Annotated in this window: 23 protein-coding genes; 8 read left to right on the top strand and 15 right to left on the bottom strand. The window is 71.1% G+C overall.

Features of this window, described 5'->3' with window-relative positions:
• Positions 1-69: 69 nt before the first annotated feature.
• Together ACFT9I_RS13880 and ACFT9I_RS13875 are read right to left on the bottom strand one after the other, a co-directional pair.
• Positions 70-924, bottom strand: coding sequence for a YhjD/YihY/BrkB family envelope integrity protein (locus tag ACFT9I_RS13880; RefSeq protein ID WP_382563870.1), 855 nt, complete (start codon positions 922-924; stop codon positions 70-72).
• A 150-nt stretch (positions 925-1,074) separates the two neighbouring features.
• Positions 1,075-2,289: an ROK family protein gene (locus tag ACFT9I_RS13875; protein ID WP_382563868.1), complete on the bottom strand. Its 1,215-nt coding sequence runs from the start codon at positions 2,287-2,289 to the stop codon at positions 1,075-1,077.
• 76 nt (positions 2,290-2,365) lie between these two features.
• Here ACFT9I_RS13875 and ACFT9I_RS13870 point away from each other — a divergent pair, with 76 nt between their 5' ends.
• A complete protein-coding gene (locus ACFT9I_RS13870) occupies positions 2,366-3,682 on the top strand; it encodes an MFS transporter (protein WP_382563866.1) in 1,317 nt (438 codons plus the stop codon).
• Between the two features lie 89 nt (positions 3,683-3,771).
• On the opposite strand, the gene ACFT9I_RS13865 is transcribed toward ACFT9I_RS13870, so the two are convergent.
• Positions 3,772-4,236 carry a MarR family winged helix-turn-helix transcriptional regulator gene (locus ACFT9I_RS13865; RefSeq protein WP_382563864.1) on the bottom strand — a complete coding sequence of 155 codons (465 nt, stop codon included), beginning with the start codon at positions 4,234-4,236 and terminating at the stop codon, positions 3,772-3,774.
• Between the two features lie 143 nt (positions 4,237-4,379).
• Between ACFT9I_RS13865 and ACFT9I_RS13860 the strand changes: the two genes are divergently transcribed.
• The 3 genes from ACFT9I_RS13860 to ACFT9I_RS13850 all read left to right on the top strand — a co-directional run bounded on the left by ACFT9I_RS13860 (position 4,380) and on the right by ACFT9I_RS13850 (position 7,000).
• Positions 4,380-5,585, top strand: coding sequence for an MFS transporter (locus tag ACFT9I_RS13860; protein WP_382563862.1), 1,206 nt, complete (start codon positions 4,380-4,382; stop codon positions 5,583-5,585).
• Between the two features lie 79 nt (positions 5,586-5,664).
• Positions 5,665-6,489, top strand: a complete 825-nt coding sequence (locus ACFT9I_RS13855) for an aldo/keto reductase (protein ID WP_382563860.1) — start codon at positions 5,665-5,667, stop codon at positions 6,487-6,489.
• A 121-nt stretch (positions 6,490-6,610) separates the two neighbouring features.
• Complete coding sequence (locus ACFT9I_RS13850; protein WP_382563858.1) at positions 6,611-7,000, top strand: SCO4225 family membrane protein; 390 nt, start codon at positions 6,611-6,613, stop codon at positions 6,998-7,000.
• Between the two features lie 13 nt (positions 7,001-7,013).
• On the opposite strand, the gene ACFT9I_RS13845 is transcribed toward ACFT9I_RS13850, so the two are convergent.
• From ACFT9I_RS13845 to ACFT9I_RS13835, 3 genes are all read right to left on the bottom strand, one after another.
• Positions 7,014-7,679: a response regulator gene (locus ACFT9I_RS13845; RefSeq protein ID WP_382563856.1), complete on the bottom strand. Its 666-nt coding sequence runs from the start codon at positions 7,677-7,679 to the stop codon at positions 7,014-7,016.
• Positions 7,676-8,920, bottom strand: a complete 1,245-nt coding sequence (locus ACFT9I_RS13840) for a sensor histidine kinase (RefSeq protein ID WP_382563854.1) — start codon at positions 8,918-8,920, stop codon at positions 7,676-7,678. The genes ACFT9I_RS13845 and ACFT9I_RS13840 overlap by 4 nt, the downstream gene beginning before the upstream one ends.
• 386 nt (positions 8,921-9,306) lie before the next feature.
• Positions 9,307-10,704 carry a geranylgeranyl reductase family protein gene (locus ACFT9I_RS13835; protein ID WP_382563852.1) on the bottom strand — a complete coding sequence of 466 codons (1,398 nt, stop codon included), beginning with the start codon at positions 10,702-10,704 and terminating at the stop codon, positions 9,307-9,309.
• A gap of 148 nt (positions 10,705-10,852) precedes the next feature.
• Here ACFT9I_RS13835 and ACFT9I_RS13830 point away from each other — a divergent pair, with 148 nt between their 5' ends.
• Both ACFT9I_RS13830 and ACFT9I_RS13825 read left to right on the top strand, forming a co-directional pair.
• Positions 10,853-12,217: a dipeptidase gene (locus ACFT9I_RS13830; RefSeq protein WP_382563850.1), complete on the top strand. Its 1,365-nt coding sequence runs from the start codon at positions 10,853-10,855 to the stop codon at positions 12,215-12,217.
• 160 nt (positions 12,218-12,377) lie between these two features.
• Positions 12,378-13,121 carry an MBL fold metallo-hydrolase gene (locus ACFT9I_RS13825; protein ID WP_382563848.1) on the top strand — a complete coding sequence of 248 codons (744 nt, stop codon included), beginning with the start codon at positions 12,378-12,380 and terminating at the stop codon, positions 13,119-13,121.
• Here ACFT9I_RS13825 and ACFT9I_RS13820 read toward each other — a convergent pair.
• Entirely contained in the window at positions 13,062-14,108 is a 1,047-nt protein-coding gene (locus ACFT9I_RS13820; RefSeq protein WP_382563846.1) for an NUDIX domain-containing protein, read from the bottom strand. The genes ACFT9I_RS13825 and ACFT9I_RS13820 overlap by 60 nt on opposite strands.
• A 229-nt stretch (positions 14,109-14,337) precedes the next feature.
• Between ACFT9I_RS13820 and ACFT9I_RS13815 the strand changes: the two genes are divergently transcribed.
• Entirely contained in the window at positions 14,338-14,514 is a 177-nt protein-coding gene (locus tag ACFT9I_RS13815; RefSeq protein WP_382563844.1) for a hypothetical protein, read from the top strand.
• A gap of 49 nt (positions 14,515-14,563) precedes the next feature.
• On the opposite strand, the gene ACFT9I_RS13810 is transcribed toward ACFT9I_RS13815, so the two are convergent.
• From ACFT9I_RS13810 to ACFT9I_RS13795, 4 genes are all read right to left on the bottom strand, one after another.
• On the bottom strand, positions 14,564-15,436 hold the full coding sequence (locus tag ACFT9I_RS13810) for a carbohydrate ABC transporter permease (protein WP_382564033.1): 873 nt from the start codon (positions 15,434-15,436) through the stop codon (positions 14,564-14,566).
• Between the two features lie 59 nt (positions 15,437-15,495).
• Entirely contained in the window at positions 15,496-16,410 is a 915-nt protein-coding gene (locus ACFT9I_RS13805; protein WP_382563842.1) for a carbohydrate ABC transporter permease, read from the bottom strand.
• Positions 16,411-16,413: 3 nt separating this feature from the next.
• Positions 16,414-17,772, bottom strand: a complete 1,359-nt coding sequence (locus ACFT9I_RS13800) for an ABC transporter substrate-binding protein (RefSeq protein WP_382563840.1) — start codon at positions 17,770-17,772, stop codon at positions 16,414-16,416.
• A 239-nt stretch (positions 17,773-18,011) separates the two neighbouring features.
• The gene (locus ACFT9I_RS13795) at positions 18,012-18,995 is read right to left on the bottom strand and encodes an ROK family protein (protein WP_382563838.1); all 984 of its coding nucleotides are present in this window, start codon (positions 18,993-18,995) and stop codon (positions 18,012-18,014) included.
• Positions 18,996-19,168: 173 nt separating this feature from the next.
• On the opposite strand from ACFT9I_RS13795, the gene ACFT9I_RS13790 reads away from it, so the two are divergent.
• Positions 19,169-20,212, top strand: coding sequence for a LacI family DNA-binding transcriptional regulator (locus tag ACFT9I_RS13790; protein ID WP_382563836.1), 1,044 nt, complete (start codon positions 19,169-19,171; stop codon positions 20,210-20,212).
• On the opposite strand, the gene ACFT9I_RS13785 is transcribed toward ACFT9I_RS13790, so the two are convergent.
• The 4 genes from ACFT9I_RS13785 to ACFT9I_RS13770 form a co-directional block, all read right to left on the bottom strand.
• Positions 20,198-20,365, bottom strand: a complete 168-nt coding sequence (locus ACFT9I_RS13785; RefSeq protein ID WP_382564043.1) for a hypothetical protein — start codon at positions 20,363-20,365, stop codon at positions 20,198-20,200. The two genes, ACFT9I_RS13790 and ACFT9I_RS13785, sit on opposite strands and share 15 nt — an antisense overlap.
• 161 nt (positions 20,366-20,526) lie before the next feature.
• The gene (locus tag ACFT9I_RS13780) at positions 20,527-21,831 is read right to left on the bottom strand and encodes a DUF6986 family protein (protein ID WP_382564032.1); all 1,305 of its coding nucleotides are present in this window, start codon (positions 21,829-21,831) and stop codon (positions 20,527-20,529) included.
• A gap of 181 nt (positions 21,832-22,012) precedes the next feature.
• Complete coding sequence (locus ACFT9I_RS13775; RefSeq protein WP_382563834.1) at positions 22,013-22,975, bottom strand: electron transfer flavoprotein subunit alpha/FixB family protein; 963 nt, start codon at positions 22,973-22,975, stop codon at positions 22,013-22,015.
• A gap of 73 nt (positions 22,976-23,048) precedes the next feature.
• The gene (locus tag ACFT9I_RS13770) at positions 23,049-23,849 is read right to left on the bottom strand and encodes an electron transfer flavoprotein subunit beta/FixA family protein (RefSeq protein ID WP_382563832.1); all 801 of its coding nucleotides are present in this window, start codon (positions 23,847-23,849) and stop codon (positions 23,049-23,051) included.
• Positions 23,850-23,884 lie beyond the last annotated feature (35 nt).

Raw genomic sequence — 23,884 nt, 5'->3', positions numbered from 1 at the left:
GTACGGGTACCTCGCGGGGAGTACGCGGGCCCTGCCCGGCTGCTCCCCCGGAGGGCCGGGCGGAGGGAGTCAGCTCTCGTCGAGGTCCTTCAGCCGGCGGAACACCCGGCCTTCGTGGGCGAGGCGGCCCACCAGCGCCCCGCCGTAGACGACGAATCCGACGCCGACGAGCCAGGACTGGAGGACCAGGACGGTCCCGAACGGGCCGTAGGTGACGGCGCTGGAGGCGATCAGCGGCGAGAAGACGAGCTGCGAGAAGCCCCGCAGGCCGAGCAGGCCGAGAGTGGTGGCCACGGCGCCCGGCAGCAGCGCGTCCCAGCGGACACGCCCGCCGAGCAGGACCCATTGGGCGAACCAGAAGAACAGGAACGTGCCGATGACGTCGATCACGATGACCGTCAGCGGGCCGGTGACATCGCCGGGCGGGGAAGGTGTGTTGACGAAGCCGAGCAGCGCGGCAACGAGCACCGCGAGGAAGACGACATGGCGCCACATGGTGTGCCAGCGCGCGGTGGGCAGGTCCCAGACCTTCTCGTAGCCGGTCTGGACGGCGGAGCCGAAGGTCAGTCCGAAGACGGCCAGCGCGGCGAGGCCGAAGGCCGTGGTGCGCTGGAGCGCCGTGTCCGGCACGCCGAACAGCCGCTCGACCTGCAACTGGGACTCGCGGGTGACGCCGATGGCCTGGCCGAGCCAGCGCGCGAAGCCGTGGCCGCTCTCGGGCTGGGCCGCCGCGACCAGCACCAGCACGGGGACGAGGGTGAGAAATCCGAGCGCCGCGAAGCCCATGGCCCGGTGCATCAGCTCCATCTCGCGCCCGCTGATCCAGGCGACCCCGAGCGGCGAGGCGCGCAGCCACCGGTCGAGGCGCTGGAACCAGCGTGGCGGGGGCGGCAGGGGCTCGGTGCCGGACGGCTTCTCGGTCATAGGTGGTGACCTACCCGCGATGGCGCGGCGGACCGTCCGTGGTGCGGCCGGACGGGTGGTGAGTTCGGGTCATGGGTCCGGGTCGTGGGTTCGGACGGAGGGTCCGGGGCGGGCCTCACGACCGGGCCGGGGCCCGTCGGCCCAGGCCCGTCAGGTCAGTGCGGCCAGGGGGTCGTCCAGGACCGGCTGCCAGGCCAGTTCGGCGGCGCCGACCAGGCTGTTGTGGTCGAGCGTGCAGGGGAGGATCGGCACGCTCCCGCTGCGGCCCCACAGACTGCGGTCGGCGACGACGGCGCGGAGCCGGGCGGGGTCGGCGTCGAGCAGTTCGCGGTGCAGGCCGCCGAGGATGACGCGGTCCGGGTTGAGGATGTTCACGAGTCCGGCGAGCCCCTGGCCCAGCCGGTCGATCAGCTCCTCGGCCGCCGCCCGTACGGACCGGTCCGCGTACTCCGTACGGAGCAGGTCGCGCGACTGCTGGAGCAGCGACACCTCGGGGCCGGGGTCCCGGCCGGCCGCGTCGAGGAACGCCAGCGGGTCGGTCTCGACGTCGAGACAGCCGCGGCTGCCGCAATGGCAGGGCCTGCCTTCGGGGTTGACGGTCAGATGGCCGACTTCGAGCGCCAGTCCCGAACTGCCCGTGTGCAGACGGCCGTCCACGACGAGCGCGCCGCCGACACCGCGATGTCCCGTGGCGACGCAGAGGAGTTGACCGGCGCCCCGGCCCGCGCCGTGCCGGTGTTCGGCGAGGGCCGCCAGGTTGACGTCGTTGCCGGTGAAGGCGGGGCCCTCGATGCCGGCGGCACGTACCTGTTCGACGAAAAGGTCGCGTACGGGGGCGCCCGCCGGCCAGGCGAGGTGCAGCGGGTTGAGCGCGGTGCCCTCCGGTTCGGCGACCGCCGACGGGACGGCGAGTCCGGCGCCGACGCAGCGCCGTCCGCTCTCGCGCAGGAGGGCGGCGCCCTCGGCGACGACGGCGCGGAGCACCTGGGCGGGGTCGGAGGAGACGATCACGGAGCCGGGCGCCGTGGCGACCGTACGGCCGCCGAGGGCGACCAGCGCGGCGCGGAAGCCGTCGGCGTGCACCTGGGCGGCGAGGACCACGGGGCCGGTGTCGTCCACGGAGAGGCGGTGCGAGGGGCGGCCCTGGGAACCGGCGGCGGCGCCGGGGCGGGAGTCGACCCGGATCAGGCCGAGTGCTTCCAGTTCGGCGGCGACGGCGCCCGCGGTCGCGCGGGTGACGCCCAGTTCGGTGGTGAGGACGGCGCGGGTGGGCGCGCGGCCCGTGTGAACCAGTTCCAGTGCGGGGCCGAGCGCGCTGCGGCCTCTCTCCAGTCGTGTTCTGGTCGTCGTCGCCTTGCCGTTCATATGGGTGAGTCTCCCATGATCCCGGCGGTGAACCGCCGTCTTGTACGGATCGGCCCCGAGCCCCTATCCTTCTTTTGTGCCGAACCTAAACAAACTCCGGACGGCCATATCGGGGGGCCGCGGCGGAGATCCCGCCACCGACGCCTCGCTGTCCCGCCTCGCCCGACTCCGTATCAGCCTGACCGTGTTCTTCGCCCTGGACGGCTTCCTCTTCGCCGGCTGGGTCGTTCGTATCCCCGCCATCAAGCAGCAGACCGGCGCGTCGGCGAGCGACCTCGGTCTGGCCCTCCTCGGGGTGTCCGCCGGGGCCGTGGTGACGATGATGTTCACGGGGCGGATGTGCAAGCGGTTCGGCAGCCATCCGGTGACCGTGGTCAGCATGCCGCTGCTGGCTCTGAGCATCGCCCTGCCCGCGCAGACGCACTCGGCGCTGACGCTCGGCCTGGTCCTGCTCGTCTTCGGCGCCGCGTACGGCTCGCTCAACGTCTCGATGAACAGCGCGGCCGTCGACTTCGTCGCCGTGCTGCGCCGCCCCGTGATGTCCAGCTTCCACGCGGCGTTCAGCCTGGGAGGCATGGCGGGCGCGGGACTCGGCGGTCTGGTGGCCGGCAGCCTCTCCGTCTCGACGCACCTTCTCGCGCTCACGGGCGTCGGTCTGCTCGTCACGGCGCTGGCCGGCCCTTCGCTGCTGCGCCACACGGTGCCCACGGCCGCCGGCCCCGCCGCCCCCTCCAAGGGGACACCGGCCCCCCGGCGGCTCGACCGACGTACCCGCCGGCTGGTCGTCCTCTTCGGCGTGATCGCACTGTGCACCGCTTACGGGGAAGGCGCCCTCGCCGACTGGGGCGCCCTGCACCTCGCCCAGGACCTGGACGCCGGTGCCGGGCTCGCCGCCGCGGGATACTCCCTCTTCGCCCTCGCCATGACGGTGGGGCGCCTGTCCGGTACGGCGCTGCTCGAACGGCTCGGCCAGACCCGCACGCTGGTCGCCGGCGGCGTGCTCGCCTCGCTCGGCATGCTCCTCGGCGCCCTCGCGCCGACGACCTGGCTCGCGCTGGCCGGCTTCGCCGTCACGGGACTCGGCCTCGCCAACATCTTCCCGGTGGCCGTGGCCAGGGCGGGCGCGCTCGCGGGCCCGAGCGGCGTCGCCGCCGCGTCCACGCTGGGGTACGGCGGCATGCTGCTTGGACCGCCCGCGATCGGCTTCCTCGCCGACTGGTTCTCGCTGCCCGTCGCGCTGACCACCGTCGCCCTGCTGGCCGCCGCCGCTGCCCTCATCGCGTACTCGGCGCGCAACCTCTCGGCGCCCGAACCGGCGCTCCCCACGGACGTCACGGCCGATCAGGCGCGAGCAGTCGTACCCGCGGACGCACCGGCCGTTCCGCGCCACTGAGGCTGCCGACGTCCGGCAGGACGTCGCGGTCCCGGAGCACGGGACCGGCTACTGGCCGAGAGGCTCGGCCGACCGCCCGACGAGGGGCCTCAGGCCTCGACCGGCTGGGGCATCCGCTTGACGACCTGTACGAGCGGGGCCAGGTCGGGCTCCGACGCGGCGGCGTCGAGGGCCTCGCGCAACGCCTCGTTGTTGGTCGGGCGGGCCTCCCCCAGCAGGGCGAGGCCCGTGGCGGAGACGTTCGTGTAGATACCGCGCCGGTCGGTCGGACACAGATAGCGGGCGAGCAGCCCCCGGTCCTCCAGGCGTGTGACCAGCCGCGTGGTGGCGCTCTGGCTGAGGACGACGGCGTCCGCGACCTGCTTCATCTGCAGATGACCGCCCTCACCGTCGTGCTGGCGGCTGAGGACGTCGAGCAGCGAGTACTCCCGCACGCTGAGGCCGTGCTCGGCCTGCAACGCGCGCTCGACGTGCGACTCGATCCTGCCGTGGAGCAAGGAGAGCGCGCACCAGCCCTGGGCGAGGGCGGTGAGCGCGGGGTCGGTTGCGGTCATCGTTGTCACGCGTCCTTCCTTGAGAGCCTTCGGCGGCCGGCCAGGCGTACGCAACTATACCGCGCTTGCAATTAACACGCGTGTGCAATTATTGTGGCCGCTCGTAAAGAGCTACCGCAACTTCGCCTCGGAAGGCCACTCCCATGCCCCTCGCGCTCCTGGCTCTCGCCATCGGGGCCTTCGGTATCGGCACCACCGAATTCGTCATCATGGGTCTGCTGCCCGATGTCGCCGCCGACTTCGGCGTCTCGGTGCCCCACGCCGGATTCCTGGTCACCGGATACGCCCTCGGCGTCATGGTCGGCGCCCCGCTCATGACGGCCCTCGGCACCCGGATGTCCCGCAAGAACATGCTGATGCTGCTCATGGGCCTGTTCATCGTGGGCAACGTCATCTCGGCCGTCGCACCGGTCTTCGCGGTCATGCTCGTCGGCCGGGTGGTCGCCTCGCTGGCGCACGGCGCGTTCTTCGGCATCGGCTCCGTCGTCGCCGCCGAACTGGTCGCCCCCGAGAAGAAGGCGGGCGCCATATCCATGATGTTCACCGGCCTGACCGTCGCCAATGTCGTCGGCGTGCCGCTGGGTACGTTCGTCGGGCAGAGCGCCGGCTGGCGGGTCACCTTCTTCATCGTCGCCGCGCTCGGTGTCGCCGGCCTGGTCGGCGTGGCGAAGCTCGTACCCGACACGCCGAAGCCCCAAGGCGTACGGCTGCGCCACGAGCTGGCCGCCTTCAAGCACGTACAGGTGCTGCTGGCCATGGCGATGACGGTGCTCGGCTTCGGCGGCGTCTTCGCGGCCATCACGTACATCGCGCCGATGATGACCGACGTCGCCGGCTACGCGGAATCGTCCGTGACCTGGCTCCTGGTCCTGTTCGGCCTCGGCATGGTCGCGGGCAATCTGATCGGCGGGAAGTTCGCCGACCGCAGGCTCATGCCGATGCTCTTCACCGCGCTCGGCGGTCTGACCGTGGTCCTCGCCCTGTTCACGGCGGGGGCGCACAACAAGATGACGGCGGCCGTCGCCGTGTTCCTCATCGGAGCCCTCGGCTTCGCCACGGTGCCACCGCTGCAGAAGCGCGTACTGGACTACGCGCACGGGGCGCCGACCCTCGCGTCCGCGGTCAACATCGGCGCCTTCAACCTCGGCAACGCGCTCGCCGCCTGGCTCGGCGGTGTCGTCATCGCCGCCGGATTCGGCTACACCGCGCCCAACTGGGTCGGCGCGGCGCTCGCCGCCTCGGCCCTGGTCCTCGCCGTGTTCTCCAGCACCCTGGAGCGCCGCGCCGCCGTACCGGCAGAGGTCCCGGTTCCAGCCCCGGCCCGGCGGTCCGTCGCGGCGCGGCGCTGACCGCGCGACGTACCCCTCCCCCGTCGCCTCCCGCGAACAGCGAGATCGACAAGAACAGACAAGGACAAGTGAGTAGCCCATGACCGCCATCCCCACCGTCACCCTCAACAACGGCGTGGCCATGCCCCAGCTCGGCTTCGGCGTCTTCCAGGTCCCCGACGACGAGACCACCGCCGCCGTCGCCACCGCCCTCAAGGCCGGATACCGCAGCATCGACACCGCCGTGATCTACGGCAACGAGCGCGGAGTCGGCCGGGCACTCGCCGACTCCGGGATCGCCCGTGACGAGCTGTTCATCACCACCAAGCTGTGGAACGCCGACCAGGGCTACGACGCCACGCTCGCCGCCTTCGAGACGTCCCTCGACAAGCTCGGCCTCGACCACGTCGACCTTTACCTCATCCACTGGCCCACCCCCGCCCGGGACCGCTACCTCGACACGTGGCGCGCACTGGAGAAGCTGTACGCCGACGGGCGTACCCGCGCCATCGGCGTCTCCAACTTCCAGCCCAGCCACCTGGAGCGGCTGCTCAGGGCCGCCTCGGTCGTGCCCGCCGTGAACCAGATCGAGCTGCACCCGGGCCTCCAGCAGCGCGAACTGCGCGACTTCCACGCCCGCCACGGCATAGCCACCGAGGCGTGGAGCCCGCTCGCCCAGGGCGCCGTCCTCAAGGACGACGCGGTCACCACGATCGCCGCGCGGCACGTCAGGAGTCCGGCCCAGGTCGTCCTGCGCTGGCACCTGCAGCTCGGCAACGTGGTCATCCCCAAGTCGGTCACCGAGGCCCGGATCCACGAGAACCTCGACGTCTTCGACTTCGAACTCGACGCGCGGGAGATCGACGCGATCAACGCGCTGGACCGGGGTATGCGTACGGGCCCGGACCCCGACACCCTCAACTGACCTCCTCGGCCGGCACCGGGGCCGAGGGTGGCGGCCAGGACGGATGAGTAGCCGTACTCAGGCACATCCGTTCGGCCCGTCCCACGATGGAGGAACTCAACCGACACGGGAGAAACCCATCATGAAGTCAGGACGCCTGAACGCACTGGCCCGGCTCGCCCAAGGCCCCGCCCGGCTGGTCTACGGCAACCGGGCCTCGCAGATCTACCTCGCCGTGGTCGCCGCGACGGCGGTCTTCGTCGCCGTCGACACGCTGTTCGTGCACCACGACGACGCGTCGTTCGCGGGGGTCTGGCTGTTCTTCCTCGCCGCGCCCACCGTCTTCCTCTTCTTCGCCGGTGGATCGATGGTCGGCGAGGCGTTCGCGTCGTCGTCCGCGTTCGGCTACGTGGCGCTCATCGCGTCCGTACTCATCCAGTCAGCGGCCATCGGGGCGTTCGTCCGGCTGCTGAGCGACCGGACCGGTCCCGCGCGCACTGCCCGCACCACCCGCACTCCCCGCGAGGCCTGATCCTGACGGTTAGTCAGCCCAGCCAGCCGGGCCGCACCAGCCCCGACTCGTAGGCCCTGACGACCAGTTGGGCCCGGTCACGGGCACCGAGCTTCACCATCGTGCGGCTCACATGTGTCTTGGCGGTGAGCGGGCTGACGACCAGCCTGCGGGCGATCTCCTCGTTCGAGAGCCCGATCCCGACGAGCGCCATCACCTCCCGCTCCCGCTCGGTGAGTTCGCCGAGGCCGTCCGAAGCCGTCGGCACCTTGGAGCGCGAGGCGAACTCCGCGATCAGCCGCCGCGTCACACCGGGCGACAGGAGCGCGTCGCCGTCCACCACCGCCCGTACGGCGCGCAGCAGTTCCTCCGGTTCGGTGTCCTTCACGAGGAAGCCCGACGCGCCCGAACGGAGCGCCTCGAAGACGTACTCGTCGAGTTCGAAGGTGGTGAGCATGACCACCTTCACCTGGTCGAGGCCGCCGTCCTCGGTGATCCTGCGGGTGGCGTCGAGCCCGTCCATCACCGGCATCCGGATGTCCATCAGGACGACGTCCGGGGCGAGTTCGCGTACTTTGCGCAGCGCCTCGTCACCGTCGGCGGCCTCCCCCGCGACCTCGATGTCCGGCTGGGCGTCGAGCAGGGCGCGGAAGCCTGCCCGTACCAGTGACTGGTCGTCGGCGAGCAGGACACGGATCACGGTGTCTCCTTGGGCTTCAGGGGGAGGGTGGCCCGTACGCGGAAGCCGCCGTCCGGGCGTGGGCCCGCCTCGATGGTGCCACCGAGGGCGGCCGCGCGTTCGCGCATTCCGACCAGTCCGTTGCCGCTGCCGCCGGCCTCGTCGCCGGTGGCCGGTCCCGCGTCGTCGATACGGAGGGTGAGCAGGCCGGGGCCGTAACCGACCCGGACACGCGCCGTACGGGAACCGGAGTGCCGCACCACGTTGGTGAGGGCTTCCTGGACGATGCGGAAGGCGGCGAGATCGGCGCCGGGTGTCAGGGCGACGGGCTCGCCCTCGTTCTGGAGCTGGACGGTCAGACCGGCGCCCGCCGCCTGTTCGACCAGCTCGGGCAGCCGGTCGAGGCCCGGCGCGGGCGTACGGGGGGCGTCGCCGGAGGTCCTGAGCGTGTCGAGGACCTGACGTACCTCGCCCAGCGCCTCCTTGCTCGCGGCCTTGATGGTGGTGAGCGCGGTGCGGGCCTGTTCCGGGTCGGAGTCGAGGAGCGCGAGCCCCACGCCCGCCTGGACGTTGATGACCGAGATCGAGTGGGCGAGCACGTCGTGGAGTTCGCGCGCGATGCGCAGCCGCTCCTCGTCGGCGCGGCGCGCCTCGGCCGCGGCGCGCTCCGCCCGGTCGTGGATCCACTGCTCGCGGCGCACCCTGACCAGTTCGGAGCCGACGAGAACGGCCACCACCCAGGCGGAGACGCCCGCTTCGGGCCCCCACGGCGCGCCGGCGTCGCCGCTCGGCGGCAGGAAACGGTAGAGCAGATGGCCGACGAGCAGATGACTGGCCCAGAGAAGGCCGATCGCCCACCAGGCCGCTCTGCGGTGTCCGGAGACGATCGCGGCGAAGCAGGCGACCGCGACGGTGACGAAGATCGGGCCGTAGGGGTAGCCCGCCCCGAGGTAGACCATCGCCGACAGGCAGACGCCGAAGACGCAGAGGACCGGGTAACGGTGGCGCAGCAGGAGCAGCGCGGGTCCGGCGAACAGCAGGACGCGGGCGAACGCGTCGAGCGGTTCCCGGTCGGGCTGCGCCTGCGCGGCGAAGCCCGTACCGACCATGACGAAGACGGCGAGCAGCACGCTGGTGAACCAGGGCAGCCGCGACAGCTTCCCGCCATGATCCGGGCCGCCACCGGTCCCGTCGGCGCCCGGCACAAGCGCACCCCTGAGCCAGGGGGGACCGAATCCGGTGCGCCTGATCTGCTGTTCCATACCGGTCACGCTAGACCGGCCGACGGGCCCCGGGCGTCAGCCGGGCGTGGTGATCGCGCGTACTCCCGGCGGAGTACGGCCCGCCCGGCGTGGCCGTGTCCGCACGGTCCGCCGGGCCCGCGACGCCCGGACGGCACCGCACCAACGTGTGATCAGCCGCTGCGCGGCGTGCCCGGACCCGTGCCCTGCGGGCGGACGGCGCTACTCGGCGGATACGGCCCAGGACGGACAGGCGGCAGTACGCACAGGAAGGCACCGGCCGACGGACGGACCTCGTGCGCCTCGTGCGCCTCGTACGGGGACCGGGGACCGGGCCGGAACGGCGGAGGCGCCGCCAGGTCCCCCCGGGCGTGAAGATCCTGGCGGTGGCCCCCGGACACACCGGACTACGTGGCGACCGCGCCGTCCTTCTGGTCCTTGTCCCGGTCGTCGTCGTCCCGCGCCGGTTCCCGTTCCTGCTCCCGCCGGCCCTTCTCCGCGCCCTGCGCGGCGCCCGCCTTCTGCCGGTCGAGCACGTCCAGCGCGCGCCGGGCCAGCGGGTGCGTCCGCACGAGACCGCCCAGCGACGTCACCCCGCGCGTGATGTCGGCGAACGCCTTCCAGGCGGGGCGGAATCCGGTGATCGCCGCGTGCAGCATCCCCGGCCTGCGTTCGAAGACGGAGAGCATCCGGCGGCCGACGCTCATCTCCACACCGAGACCCGCCTTGATGGCGAAGGCGTAGTTCAGCGCCTGGCGGCGGGCGTCCACCGCGTCGTGCGCCTCCGAGATCCGTACCGCCCACTCCCCCGCGAGCCGCCCCGACCGCAGCGCGAAGGAGATGCCTTCCCTGGTCCACGGCTCCAGCAGCCCCGCCGCGTCACCGCACACCAGCACCCGGCCGCGCGAGAGCGGCGAGTCGTCGCTGCGGCAGCGCGTCAGATGGCCCGAGGAGAGCGCGGGCTCGAATCCGGCCAGCCCCTGCTTGGCGACGAAGTCCTCCAGATAGCGCTTCGTCGCGGCGCCGTCTCCGCGCGCCGAGATGACGCCGACGGTGAGCGTGTCGCCCTTGGGGAACACCCAGCCGTAACTGCCGGGCAGCGGGCCCCAGTCGATGAGGACCCGGCCGGCCCAGTCCTCGGCGACGGTCGGGGGCACCGGGATCTCCAGCTCCAGACCGAGGTCCACCTGGTCGAGCTTCACCCCGACATGAGCGCCTATCCGGCCCGCGCTGCCGTCGGCGCCGACGACCGCGCGCGCCAGGATCGTCTCGCCGTCGGCGAGGACCACCGCGACCGTACGGCGGTCGGGCACGGCCGGGCCGTGCTGCTGGACCCGGGACACCGAGGCGCCCGTACGGAGCACGGCGCCCGCCTTCTGGGCGTGCTCGACCAGACTCGCGTCGAACTCGGGCCTGTTGATGAGCCCGAAGAGCATGCGCCGGGAGCGGCGGGTCCGGGCCAGCCGGCCGTTCAGCGAGAACGTGACCGCGTGCACCCGGTCGCGCAGGGGCAGTTCGAAGCCGGGGGGCAGCGAATCGCGCGAGGGGCCGATGATGCCTCCTCCGCAGGTCTTGTAGCGGGGCAACTCCGCCTTCTCCAGCAGCAGCACGCGGCGGCCCGCGACAGCCGCCGCGTAGGCCGCGGACGCTCCTCCCGGGCCCGCGCCGACCACGACGACATCCCACACCGACCGGTCGTGCTCACCCGCCGGACCGGCCTCGGGAACGGTCTCGGGAACGGCCTCAGGACCAGTCCCGGGCGCGCTTCCAGGTTCACTTCCGGCGTCTGCGTTCTCGCTGCTCACGATGTGCTTCTGCTCCTGATCCGACCGGTGGCCCTTGCTGTCGCACGGCATCCTACGGCGCCTTCGGACCCGGTCCGTTGTGGGAGGATCGGTCCTGTCTTCGACGCACACACAAACACACAACGTCGCACCCGCCAGGAGCGTGCCCATGTCCGTCAGTCCGATCGCAGAAACCGTCGCTTCGCTGATGCCCCGCGCGCGGGCGGAACTCGCGGAGCTGGTGGCCTTCCGGTCGGTGGCGGATCCCGCGCAGTTCCCCCGCAGCGAGTGCGAGGCCGCCGCCACGTGGGTCGCCGACGCCCTGCGCGCCGAGGGCTTCAGGGACGTCGCGGCGCTGGACACCCCGGACGGCACCCAGTCCGTCTACGGCTTCCTGCCCGGCCCCGAAGGGGCCCCGACCGTGCTGCTGTACGCGCACTACGACGTGCAGCCGCCGCTCGACGAGAGCGCGTGGGCCACTCCGCCGTTCGAGCTGACGGAGCGCGACGGCCGCTGGTACGGACGCGGCGCCGCCGACTGCAAGGGCGGCTTCGTGATGCATCTGCTGGCGCTGCGCGCCCTCAAGGCGGCGGGCGGCGTGCCGGTGGGCGTCAAGGTGATCGTGGAGGGCTCGGAGGAGCAGGGCACCGGCGGTCTGGAGCGGTACGCCGAGGAGCACCCGGAGTTGCTGGCCGCCGACACGATCGTCATCGGTGACACGGGCAACTTCCGGGTCGGGCTGCCGACGGTCACGGCGACGCTGCGCGGGATGACCATGCTGCGCGTCCAGGTCGACACCCTGGAAGGCAACCTGCACTCCGGGCAGTTCGGCGGTGCGGCGCCGGACGCGCTCGCCGCGCTCATCCACCTGCTCGCCTCACTGCGGTCGGAGGACGGTTCGACGACCGTGGACGGCCTGGCCGCCGACGCCGACTGGGACGGACTCGCCTACCCCGAGGCCGACTTCCGCAAGGACGCCAAGGTGCTGGACGGTGTGGGGCTGATCGGCCGGGACACCGTCGCCGACCGGGTCTGGGCCCGGCCGGCGGTCACCGTCATCGGCATCGACTGCCCGCCCGTCGTGGGCGCGACCCCGTCGCTGCAGGCGAGCGCCCGCGCGCAGATCAGCCTGCGGGTACCGCCGGGCCAGGACGCCGCCGAGGCGACGAAGCTGCTCACCGCGCACATTGAGGCGCACACCCCGTGGGGCGCGCGGGTCGCGGTCGAACAGGTCGGGCAGGGGCAGCCGTTCCGCGCGGACACCGCCAGCCCCGCGTACGCCTCGATGGCCGAGGCGATGCGCGTCGCCTACCCGGGCGAGGAGATGCAGACCGCCGGCATGGGCGGCTCCATTCCGCTCTGCAACACGCTGGCCGCGCTGTACCCGGACGCGGAGATCCTGCTGATCGGGCTGAGCGAGCCGGAGGCACAGATCCACGCGGTCAACGAGAGTGTGTCGCCGCAGGAGTTGGAGCGGCTGTCCGTGGCCGAGGCGCACTTCCTGGTCAACTACGCCCGGTCGAAGCAGGTCTGACGGAGCGTCACATGGCAGGACGGCGGGTGGAGCACCGGGCGGGGCGCGGGCCCCGACGCGGGAGTTCACGCGGAGGTTCACTCCGCCGTTCTGCGGACAGCGGAAATCGCCGTCAGCGAAGTGGTGCGCACATCCCTTCCACACTGCATACATTCGAGATATGGATCTCGTTGCGATCAGTCCACGGCTGCATATGCTCCGTTTCCCCATCGGTCAGGCGTACTTGTGGCAGGACGAGAACGAGCTGACTCTCGTCGACTCCGGTCACCTCTACGCGGGACCGGAGATCGAATACGCCATCCGCGATCTCGGTCTCACCCCCGGGAACCTGCGCCGTATCGTCCTCACCCACTGCCACCGCGACCATGTCGGCGCGGCGCAGGAGCTGGCGGGGCGGTACGGCGCCGAGGTGATGGCACACCGGCTCGACGCACCCGTCATCCGCGGCGAGTGGCCCGTGCCCGACCCGCTGCTCCTCGACTGGGAGATCCCGCTGTACGAGCACGGGCTGACCGTGCCGCCCGCGCCGCCCACCCGGGTCGACCGCGAGTTGGAGGACGGCGACGAGCTGCCCTTCGGCGACGGCGCCCGGGTGGTGCACGTACCGGGGCACACGTACGGCTCCATCGCCGTCCATCTGCCGTTCCACGGCGTGCTGTTCACGGGTGACGCCGTGGCCGCCGCCGAGCGCCGGGTGATGCTCGGCGTGTTCAACGTCAACCGCGAGAGCGCCAAGCGGTCCATGATCCGGCTGGCCGCGCTCGGTCCGTCGACCATCTGTTTCGGCCATGGCGATCCGCTCGTCACCGACGCCACCACGGACGCCGCCTCCGTGCTGCGCGTGTCAGCCGACCGGGACACCGGCCTCCAGATTGAGCACGGTCCGCCGCTCCCGGGCACATAGCGCCCAGCGCAGCCGCTCGAAGCGCGCGGGCGGCAGCAGCGACGCCGCCTCGTCCTCGGTGACGAAACGCCAGCCGCGCAGCTCCGAGCCGGGCAGCAGCAGCCGCTCGGCGTCGGCGGCCGGCAGCCTGCCACCGTCGAAGAGCAGCCGCAGACCGCCGAAGCCCGGCGGCCTCGGCGGCTCCCAGTCGACCACCAACAGGCTCGGCACGTGGTCGAGTTCGATCCCGATCTCCTCGGTGACCTCCCGCATCCCGGCACGCGCCGGCGCCTCGCCGCGCTCGACCACACCGCCGGGGAACTCCCAGCCCGGCTTGTAGGTGGGATCGACGAGCAGCACCCTGTCCTGCTCGTCGAAGAGAAGCACACCCGCCGCGACGGTCTCCGCCGTCGGCTCGGGTGTCTGCACGATCTCGCAGAGCCCGTCCGTGCCCGCGTGGACGGCCTCGGCGACGACCGCCGCGCTCTGCGCCGGGGTGAGCCCCCCGGCATCGACGACGAGCGCGTCGGACGTGAGCCAGCCGAGGGCCGTGCGGTAGGGCTCGATGTGTTCGTACGCCCATTGCCGTGCGCGCTCGGTCCGAGCCGGGTCGTCGCCGCCCGCCCCACCGCCGGCGCGCCCCGATATTCGCCCGCGCAAAATCGTTTCGTCCAGCGCCAGCAGCACATGCCGGACAGGAATGCGACGGGATGCCAGACCGCCGAAGATCTCGTCCCGGTACTCCTGCCGCAGCAGCGTCATCGGGACGACGAGTACGCCGCCCACGTCGGCGAGCAGCGCGGCGGCCGTGTCCACGACCAGCCGGCGCCAGATGGGCAGGTCCTGATAGTCGCTCACCTCGGCGAGTCGCTTCGGCGGCAGCAGCTCCCGCAGCCCGGATCCGATCAGCCCGGGGTCGTACAGGGTGCTGTTCGGGATCATGTCGATCAGCTCGCGTGCCGTACTGGTCTTGCCCGCTCCGAACGCGCCGTTGAGCCAGACGATCACGGTTCCCCCTCTTCCGTAGCCCCATGTGGATTGCCCGCAACACCCGGCAGTGGAAACACGTGGCCGGTTCCGGCTGCCCCGTCGACACCCTGCTGTTGCCGGTCCGTGGCCTGTTCGCCACCTCTTACGGAGGCTGCGGCGCGTCCTGTCTCATGAAGCGTTTTCAGCCGGAGCCGTAACACATGCGGACAGAAGGTCGTTGGAGCGGGATATGACAAGGGGGTACGCGATGCACCGCGACGTACTGGAGAGATTCCCCGCCGGGGACCCGCGCGGAAGCTGGCGCGCCGAGGAGTTCGCGCGGGCGCGGCGCAGGGAGGGCACCCCCGCCGAGGTGGTGATGGATCTGGAGTCGGACGTCTTCCTGGTGGTGGTGCCGCAGCAGTCCAGAGAACCCGCCTCCTGAGGAAGTCGCGGCCGCGGGGGTGCCGCGAAGGCAGTCACGGCCCCGGCTGTCAGCCCTTGCTGGATCCGAGGGTGAGCCCGGCGATGAAGTGCCGCTGGAGCAGCAGGAAGACGATGATCGTCGGCAGAGCCACGATGATCGAGCCCGCGGCCAACAAGTTGTAGTCGGTGAAGAACTGGCCGCGCAGATTGTTGAGCGCCGAGGTCACGGGCAGCTTGTCCCCGTCGGAGATGAAGACCAGCGCCCACAGGAAGTCGTTGTACATCCAGGTGAACTGGAGCGTGCCGAGGGCCGCGAGGGCCGGCCGGCACAGCGGCAGGGTGATCCGCCAGTACTGCGCCCAGACGCTCGCGCCGTCGACGATCGCCGCCTCCAGGATCTCGATCGGCAGCGTGCGCATGAAGTTGGCCAGGACGAAGACGCAGAAGCCCATCTGGAAGCCGACCTGGACGGCGACGACGGCCCAGTACGAGTCGTACATGGTCATCGAGTCGGACATCCAGTACGGCAGCGGGATGCGGTTGAACAGGACGTACAGCGGCGTGATGATCACCTGCTGCGGCAGCAGGTTGCCCGCAGTGAACAGCATCAGCAGCACGATCGACCCGCGCATCCTCAGCCGCGCCACGGCGAAGGCGACGAACGAGGCGAGGAAGAGCGCGAGCAGCACGCCGGGGACGGCGATGAGCAAGGTGTTGACGAAGTACTTCGTCATCCCGGAGTCGGTGAACGCCTGCCGGTAGTAGTCGAAGGAGAGCGTGTCGGGCAGCGAGAAGTAGCCACGCTCGGCCGTCTCGTCGTACGGCCTGAGCGAGGCGTACACGGCCAGCAGCAGCGGCGCGAGGAACCCGAGCGAGACCGCCATCAGGAAGATGTGGACACCGAGCCGGCCGGGCGTGATACGGGGCCTGCGGGCGGGCATGATACGACGCCTGCGGGCGGTCGTGACGCGGCGTCTGCGGGCGGGGTGGACGGTGGCGCTCATCGGGACTTCTCCCCTCGGATCTCCTGGACCAGATACGTCACGACGAAGCCCATGGAGACGACGAGCAGGACGACGGCGATCGCCGATCCGAAGCCGATCCGGCTCGCCTCTCCGATGATGTTGTCCGTGACGAGCACCGAGAGCAGTTCGAGGCCGTTCCTGCCCTTGTTGACGGCGTAGACGATGTCGAAGGCGCGCAGCCCCTCGATCACCGTGATGACGCCGACGATGACGTTGACCGGTCGCAGAGTGGGAAAGACGACCCGAAAGAATGTCTGAGTCTCGCTCGCCCCGTCGATGGCCGCCGCCTCCTTGAGAGAGGCGTCGACGGCCTTCAGACCGGCCAGATAGAGGATCATCACGTAGCCGGTGTGCCGCCAGGCGGCGGCCAGCAGGACCATCCAGATGTTGAGGTCCGGATCGCCGAGCCAGTCGGTGGGGTTCTCGGTGTCGCCGAGGATCGCGTTGAGCGCGCCCTGGTCACGGGAGAAGACGAGTTGGGCGATGAAGCCGACGACGGCGAGCGAGAGCACGACCGGCAGATAGATCGTGGACTGGTAGAAGCGGCTGAAGCGCACACCTCGGTCGATGAGTACGGCGAGCAGCAGCCCGAAGGGGGTGGCGATCAGGCCGAGGAAGGCCAGCCACAGGAGGTTGTGCTGAACGGCCGGCCAGAACTGGGGGTAGTTGGTGAACAGGTTCTCGTAGTTCTCCGTGCCGACCCACTCGATGTCGCTGATGCCGTCCCAGCCGGTGAAGGACAGCACGATCGAGGCGACGGTGGGACCCCACACGATGACGAGGTCGAGCAGGAGCGGTATGCCCAGCAGCACGCACAGGACGGCACGATCCCGGGCGGAGAACCGCCGCGGGCCCCGCCGCCGGGTGCGACGCGTCGTGAGGGACGCCACGGATCAGCTGCCGGCGTCGGAGGCGAAGAGGGTCTTCTTCTGCCGCTCGATCCCGTTGACCAGCCCGTCCACGTCGTTCGGCTCGTTGATGAAGCTCTGGATGGCCTGGATCATCACCGTGGAGGCGAAGTCGGGCCGGGTGTCGCGGTCCATGAACTGCGATATCTGCTTCGATCCCGAGATCAGGTCCACCGCTTTCTTCTGCAGCGGCGTGTACTTGGAGATGTCGGCGTCCTCGCTGACCGCGACATTGTTGGGGTCACCCGCGAGATAGAGGTCCTCGGCCTCGCCGGTGGCCAGCCACGACAGCAGATCCCTGGCGCTCTCCATGGTCTGATCGTTCTTCAGGCTCTTGGAGTTCTTCGCCAGCAGGAATCCGTCGATGGGCGCCTCGACCGCGTCCTGGCCGTGCTCCGGGTTGATCTCGGGGAAGGCGAAGAAGTCGATGTCGTCCTGCTCGTCCTCGGCGAACTGCTGGCCGGGGTGCGGGAGTCCGAAGACGGCCATCCCGCTCTCGCCCTTCTGGAGGCTGGACGCGGCTTCCTGCCAGGTACGGCCGTTGGCGCCCTGCTGGCAGTACGGGAGGATGCCGCGCCAGGTGTCGAAGACGTCCTTGACGCGCTTGTCGGTCCAGGCTTCCTCGCCCGCCATCAGCGACTTGTGGAACTCGTATCCGTTGGTGCGCATGTTGATGTAGTCGAAGGTGCCCATCGCGGGCCAGCCGTCCTTGTCGCCGAAGGCGATGGGAATCAGCTTGTCCTTCTTCATCTGCCTGGCGAGCGCCACATACTCGTCGAAGGTGCGCGGCGCCTCGTAGCCGTACTGCTCGAAGACGCTCTTCCGGTGGAAGACCGCCCACGGGTAGTAGTAATACGGCGTGAGGTACTGCTTGTTGTCGGAGCCCGTCGACTGGGCCTTGAGCGCGGCGGAGAAGCCGGTGTAGTCGCCCCAGAGGTCGCTGATGTCGTGCAGCAGCCCCTTCTCGGCGAAGAACTGCATCCGGTAGCCGGCGAACCACATGAAGACGTCGTCCGGCTTGCTCTGCAGATACCGGCTGATGTTCTCCTGGAAGCTGTTGTGGTCGACGGTGTTGACGTCGACCGTCCGCTTGTCCTCGGACTGCTTCTCGTACGCCGCGAAAGCCTGGGCGAACGCCTTCTTGGGAACGGGGTCGGAGGCGTTCGAGCCCAACGTGACGGTCTTTCCGTCACCGCCGGGGCCGCCGCCGCACGCGGCGAGCAGTGACGGCAGTGCGATCGCACCCGCTCCGGCCGCCGCGCCACGCAGAAGATTTCGCCGGGAGATCCGGTGTCCGGCCAGACTCGCCGGTACCACCGAACCGTTGAACGGAGACTGAGACATGTCCCCCTCCTCAGGGGTGCGACCCAACACAACCGAACGCGAGGGTTGGATCTCACTCCCCTGAGAAGGAGTCGTCAAGGGTTCTGACGCGATATCGAACAACCGTTACCGGGGCTCATCCAACAGAGCCGAACAGCCTCCACCGCAAACGCGCGCAATGACACACCGGTGAAGACGGCTGCACAGGAAGGCATTTGACGGTCCGTCACCTGCCCCTGGAGCAAGGCGCGTCACGCCCGTCACATACTCGTCGGAGCGGTCATCGCCGAGTTGTTGTTGGCCGGGGCGGCCGGCCCGCGCCCCAGCGTGGCAGCCGCGGCCGCGCCCACCAGACCCGCGTTCGTACCGGTCAACGCCGGTGCCACCGTGAGGTTCTGGACGAACGAGAGCGTCGCGTAGTCGTGCAGCGCGCGGCGCAGCGGCAGGAAGAGCACGTCGCCCGCGTTCGCCACTCCTCCGCCGACGACCGCGATTCCGATGTCCACGAGGGTCGCCGTCGCGGCGATCCCCGCGGCCAGCGCCTGCGCGGCGCGTTCGAACGAGGCGATCGCGACCGCGTCGCCGGTACGGGCCGCCGCGGCGACCGCCGCCGCCGAGGTGTCACCGTCCGGGCCCGGCCGCCAGCCGCCCTCCAGGGCGCGGCGGGCGATGTTGGGCCCGCTGGCGATGCGCTCGACGCAGCCGCGTCCGCCGCACGGGCAGAGGTCGCCGTCGAGATCGACGCTGATATGGCCGATATGACCGGCGTTGCCCGAGGGGCCGGGGTGCAGCTTGCCGCCGAGCACCAGACCGCCGCCGACGCCGGTGGAGACGACCATGCACAGCGCGTTGTCGTAGCCGCGGGCCGCGCCCTGCCAGTGTTCGGCCGCCGTCATGGCGACGCCGTCGCCCACGAGCGTCACCGGCAGCCCGCCGGTGGCCAGCCGGACCCGCTCCACCAAGGGGAAACCACGCCAGCCGGGAACGTTCACCGGGCTGACGGTGCCGGCCACCGCGTCCACGGGGCCCGCGCTGCCGATGCCGACGGCCGTCGTACGCGCCCACAGCGGCGACGCGCCGATCTCTTCGAGCACCTCCGTGACCGCGCGCATCACCGACTCACCGTCCTCGGTCGCCGGGGTCGGCCGACGGGACCGTACGAGGATCTTCCCGCCGCCGTCCACCAACGCGCCGGCGATCTTGGTGCCGCCGATGTCGAGAGCGGCTACGAGGTCGGTATGCATCAGTGTCGGATCTCCAGTGGACGAGAGGGTCCCCGCGGGCGGGGGTGTCGCGGACGCGCGTGGGACCTGCGGGTTCGTGGAACAGTCTCCATTCACCTGACAACGTTGTCCAGGGCCTATGCTCAACGCCACAAGCCTTGCACGACAACCGAACGACGACAGGACAGCGCACAGTGGCCGACACCGCCCGTCACCCCGAGCCCCGCTACGGTAATCGGCCCACCATGAAAGATGTGGCAGCCCGTGCCGGAGTCGGGCTCAAAACGGTGTCCCGCGTGGTCAACGCGGAGCCGGGCGTGACGCCGGACACCGAGCGGCGCGTCCAGGAGGCCATCGACGCGCTGGGCTTCCGCCGCAACGACTCGGCCCGGGTGCTGCGCAAGGGCCGTACCGCCAGCATCGGTCTGGTGCTCGAAGACCTCGCCGACCCATTTTACGGCCCGCTGAACCGCGCGGTCGAAGAGGTCGCGCGCGCCCACGGGGCGCTGCTGATCAACGGTTCGAGCGCCGAGGACCCGGACCGCGAGCAGGAACTGGTGCTCGCCCTGTGCGCGCGCCGGGTGGACGGGCTGATCATCATTCCCGCCGGGCACGACCACCGCTATCTGGAGCCGGAGATCAAGGCCGGAGTCGCGACGGTCTTCGTCGACCGCCCCGCCGGGCAGATCGACGCGGACGCCGTGCTCTCCGACAGCTTCGGCGGCGCGCGCTCGGGCACCGCCCATCTGGTCGCGCACGGCCACCGGCGGATCGGCTTCATCGGTGACCAGCCCCGGATCCATACGGCGGTGGAGCGCCTCGGCGGCTACCGCGCCGCGATGGCCGAGGCGGGTCTGCCGGTGGAGGACTCGTGGGTGTCGCTGGGCACGACCGCGCCCGAGCGGGTCCACGAGGCCGTCGTCACGATGCTCGGCGCGCCGGAGCCGGTCACGGCGATCTTCACCGGCAACAACCGGGTGACCGTCACCGTCGTAAGGGCACTGGCCGCGCACGACCGGCCCGTCGCCCTCGTCGGATTCGACGACATCGAACTGGCCGACCTGCTGGAGCCGGGGGTCACGGTCATCGCGCAGGACGCCGCGACCCTGGGCCGTACCGCGGCGGAGCGGCTGTTCCGCCGGCTGGACGGGGCGGCCGACGCGCCCAGCCAGGTGGTGCTGCCCACCCGGCTGATCGCGCGCGGCTCGGGCGAACTGCCGCCGTCAGCAGACCGGTAGGCCCGGCAGCGGCTGGTCGTTGTCGCCGCCGGAGATGTAGACGTCGCTGACGAAGACGTTCGTGTTGCCCCGCCCCAGCTGCGCCAGCACGCGATAACGGCCGGCGAGCAGTCTGCCCGGTTCCTCGTCGCGCCCGTACTCCCCCGTAGACACCACTTGCCCCTTGCCTGTCGCGTGTCGCTGTTCCGTTCACCCGCGCGGACCTGGTCACGGTCCTCGTGGGGTCACCGACAGACTAAGGGGCTCAAGTGTCGGGTGGGACGGGGCCGGTGGGTACCGGCCCGGGAGGACCGGACCGACCGGACCGACCGGACCTACGGCGCCGAGACCGTGAGGGCCGCGCGGCGTGGGGACGCGAAGCTCTCCAGGTCGGCGCGCGTGAGACCGGTCAGCGAGGTGACCTCGCCGCTGTCGAGGGCTCCGCAGTCCAGGCCGCGCAGCAGATAGCCGCTGAGGGCCTTGGCGGTGGCGGGCTCGTCCATCACGTCGCCGCCGGTCTTCGCCACGTACGCCGCGAGTCGCGCCGCCGCGGCCTCCAGGCCCTCGCGGTAGAAGGCGTAGACGGCCGCGTAGCGCGTGGGCAGATGGCCGGGGTGCATGTCCCAGCCCTGGTAGTAGGCGCGGGCCAGGGCGCGGCGGGTGAGCCCGTAGTGGAGCCGCCACGCCTCGTGGACCTGGCTGGTGGGGCCGACGGGCAGGACGTTGGTCGAGCCGTCCGAGACCCGTACGCCGGTGCCGGCGGCGGCGACCTGCATGACGGCCTTGGCGTGGTCGGCGGCCGGGTGGTCGCTGGACTGGTAGGCGGCGCTGACCCCGACGCAGGCGCTGTAGTCGAAGGTGCCGTAGTGCAGTCCGGTGGCGCGGCCGTCCGCCGCGCCGATCATCCGGGCCACGGTGGCGGTGCCGTCGGCGGCGAGGATGGACTGGCTGGTCTCGATCTGGATCTCGAAGCCGATCCGGCCGTGCTCCAGGCCGCGCGCCTTCTCGAACTCCTCGGCCAGCCGCACCATCGCGGTGACCTGTTCGGGATAGGTGACCTTCGGCAGGGTGAGGACGAGCCCGGCGGGGAGCCCGCCGGCCGCCACGAGTCCGCTGAGGAAGATGTCGAGGGTGCGGATGGCCCGGTCCCGTACGGGGGCCTCCAGGCACTTCATCCGGATGCCCATGTACGGGGCGGCGGTGCCGTCGGCGTACGCCTCGTGGACCAGGCGCGCGGCGCGCGCGGCGGCGAGGTCCTCCTCCTCGTCGGAGTGCGCCCCGTAGCCGTCCTCGAAGTCGATCCGCAGATCCTCGACGGGCTCGCGCTCCAGCTTGGCCCGCACCCGCTCGTACACGGGGCCGGCCAGTTCGTCGGAGAGGCCGAGGGCGCGCGCCAGGGAAGCGGCGTCGGGGGCGTGTTCGTCGAGGGCGGCGAGCGCCTGGTCGCCCCAGGAGCGGACGGTGCCCGCGTCGAAGGCGTCCGCGGGGACGTAGACGGTGTGGACGGGCTGGCGGGTGCCGGGGTCTCCCGGGTACCGGCGGGCGAGTTCCGCGTCGACCGGTGCGAGCGAGGCGCTGATGCTCGCCCCGACCGCTTCCGGAAGGCTCGTCGTCACCTTGTCCTGCCGGCCCTGATCCATTCCCACGCCCATTCCAGCGCCTCCACTTTCCGCTATATGGAATACATCATCCGCATGGTGAAGTTAATCGTCTGATCCAGGCTGCGTCAATGGTCGCCCGGAGCGGCCCGGGAAGCGAGCGCGCAGCACGAAGGGGCCGCTCGGCGCACACGCCGCGCGGCCCCTTCGGTGCTGTTCGGGCTCAGCCCTTGCGTGCCTTGACGGCCTCGGTGAGCTGGGGCACGACCTGGAAGAGGTCGCCCACGACGCCGTAGTCGACGAGGTCGAAGATGGGCGCCTCGGCGTCCTTGTTGACCGCGACGATCGTCTTCGAGGTCTGCATACCCGCCCGGTGCTGGATGGCGCCCGAGATACCGGAGGCGATGTACAGCTGCGGGGAGACCGACTTGCCGGTCTGGCCGACCTGGTTGGAGTGCGGGTACCACCCGGCGTCGACAGCCGCGCGCGAGGCACCCACGGCCGCGCCGAGGGAGTCGGCGAGCGCTTCGATGATCGCGAAGTTCTCGGCGCCGTTGACGCCGCGTCCGCCGGAGACGACGATCGCGGCCTCGGTCAGCTCGGGGCGGCCGGTGGACTCGCGCGGCGTGCGGGCCACGACCTTGGTGCCGGTGGCGGCCGCGCCGAAGGTGACCGCCAGCTCCTCGACGGCGCCCGCGACCGCGGCCGGCTCGACGGGGGCCGAGTTGGGCTTCACGGTGATGACCGGAGTGCCCTTGGTGATACGGGAGTTGGTGGTGTACGCGGCGGCGAACACCGACTGTGTCGCCACCGGGCCCTTGTCGTCGGCCGTCAGGTCGATCGCGTCGGTGATCAGACCCGAGCCGATGCGCACCGCGAGGCGGGCGGCGATCTCCTTGCCCTCGGCGGACGAGGGGACGAGTACGGCGACCGGGGACACGCTGTCGTACGCGGCCTGGAGGGCGTCGACCTTCGGGACGACGAGGTAGTCGGCGAACTCGGGGGCGTCGGCGGTCAGCACCTTCACCGCGCCGTGCTCCGCCAGCGTGGCGGCGGTGGCCGCGGCGCCCGCGCCGAGCGCGACGGCGACCGGGTCGCCGAGGCGGCGGGCCAGCGTCAGCAGCTCCAGGGTGGGCTTGCGGACGGCGCCGTCCACATGATCGACATAGACGAGGACTTCAGCCATGGGATGTGTTCTCCTGCGAATGCGTGTGCGTGAAGGAACCGGGACCGGCTACGGGGGCGGTGAACCGCACCCGTCAGATGAACTTCTGGCTCACGAGGTACTCGGCCAGCTGGTCGCCGCCCTTGCCCTCGTCGTTGACGATCGTGCCCGCCGTACGGGCCGGGCGCTCCGTGGCCGAGTCGACCGCCGTCCACGCGCCTTCGAGACCGACGTCCCCGGCCTCGATGTCCAGGTCCCCCAGGTCCAGGGACTCCACCGGCTTCTTCTTCGCCGCCATGATCCCCTTGAACGAGGGGTAGCGGGCCTCGCCCGACTGGTCGGTCACCGACACGACGGCGGGCAGGGAGGCTTCGAGCTGCTCGGTCGCGGCGTCGCCGTCGCGGCGGCCCTTGACGGTGCCGCCCTCGACCGACACCTCGGACAGCAGCGTCACCTGCGGCACGCCCAGGCGCTCCGAGAGCATCGCGGGCAGGACGCCCATCGTGCCGTCGGTGGAGGCCATGCCGCAGATCACCAGGTCGTAGCCGGTCTTCTCGACCGCCTTCGCCAGGACCAGCGAGGTGCCCAGCGCGTCCGTGCCGTGCAGATCGTCGTCCTCGACGTGGACCGCCTTGTCCGCGCCCATCGACAGCGCCTTGCGCAGCGCGTCCTTCGCGTCCTCGGGGCCGACGGTCAGGACGGTGACCTCCGCGTCGCCGTCGCCGGCGTCGTTGTGGGCCGCGGCGATCTGCAACGCCTGCTCGACCGCGTACTCGTCCAGCTCGGACAGCAGACCGTCCACATCGTCACGGTCCAGCGTCAGGTCATCGGCGAAATGCCGGTCACCCGTGGCGTCGGGCACGTACTTCACACAGACAACGATCCTCAAGCTCACGCCGGCTCTCCTACTGCATCGTCATTTTCCGGGCT

The organism is Streptomyces sp. NPDC057137 (genome assembly GCF_042670825.1).
Classification (GTDB): domain Bacteria; phylum Actinomycetota; class Actinomycetes; order Streptomycetales; family Streptomycetaceae; genus Streptomyces.
This window is presented reverse-complemented; position numbering and strand designations above follow the sequence as displayed.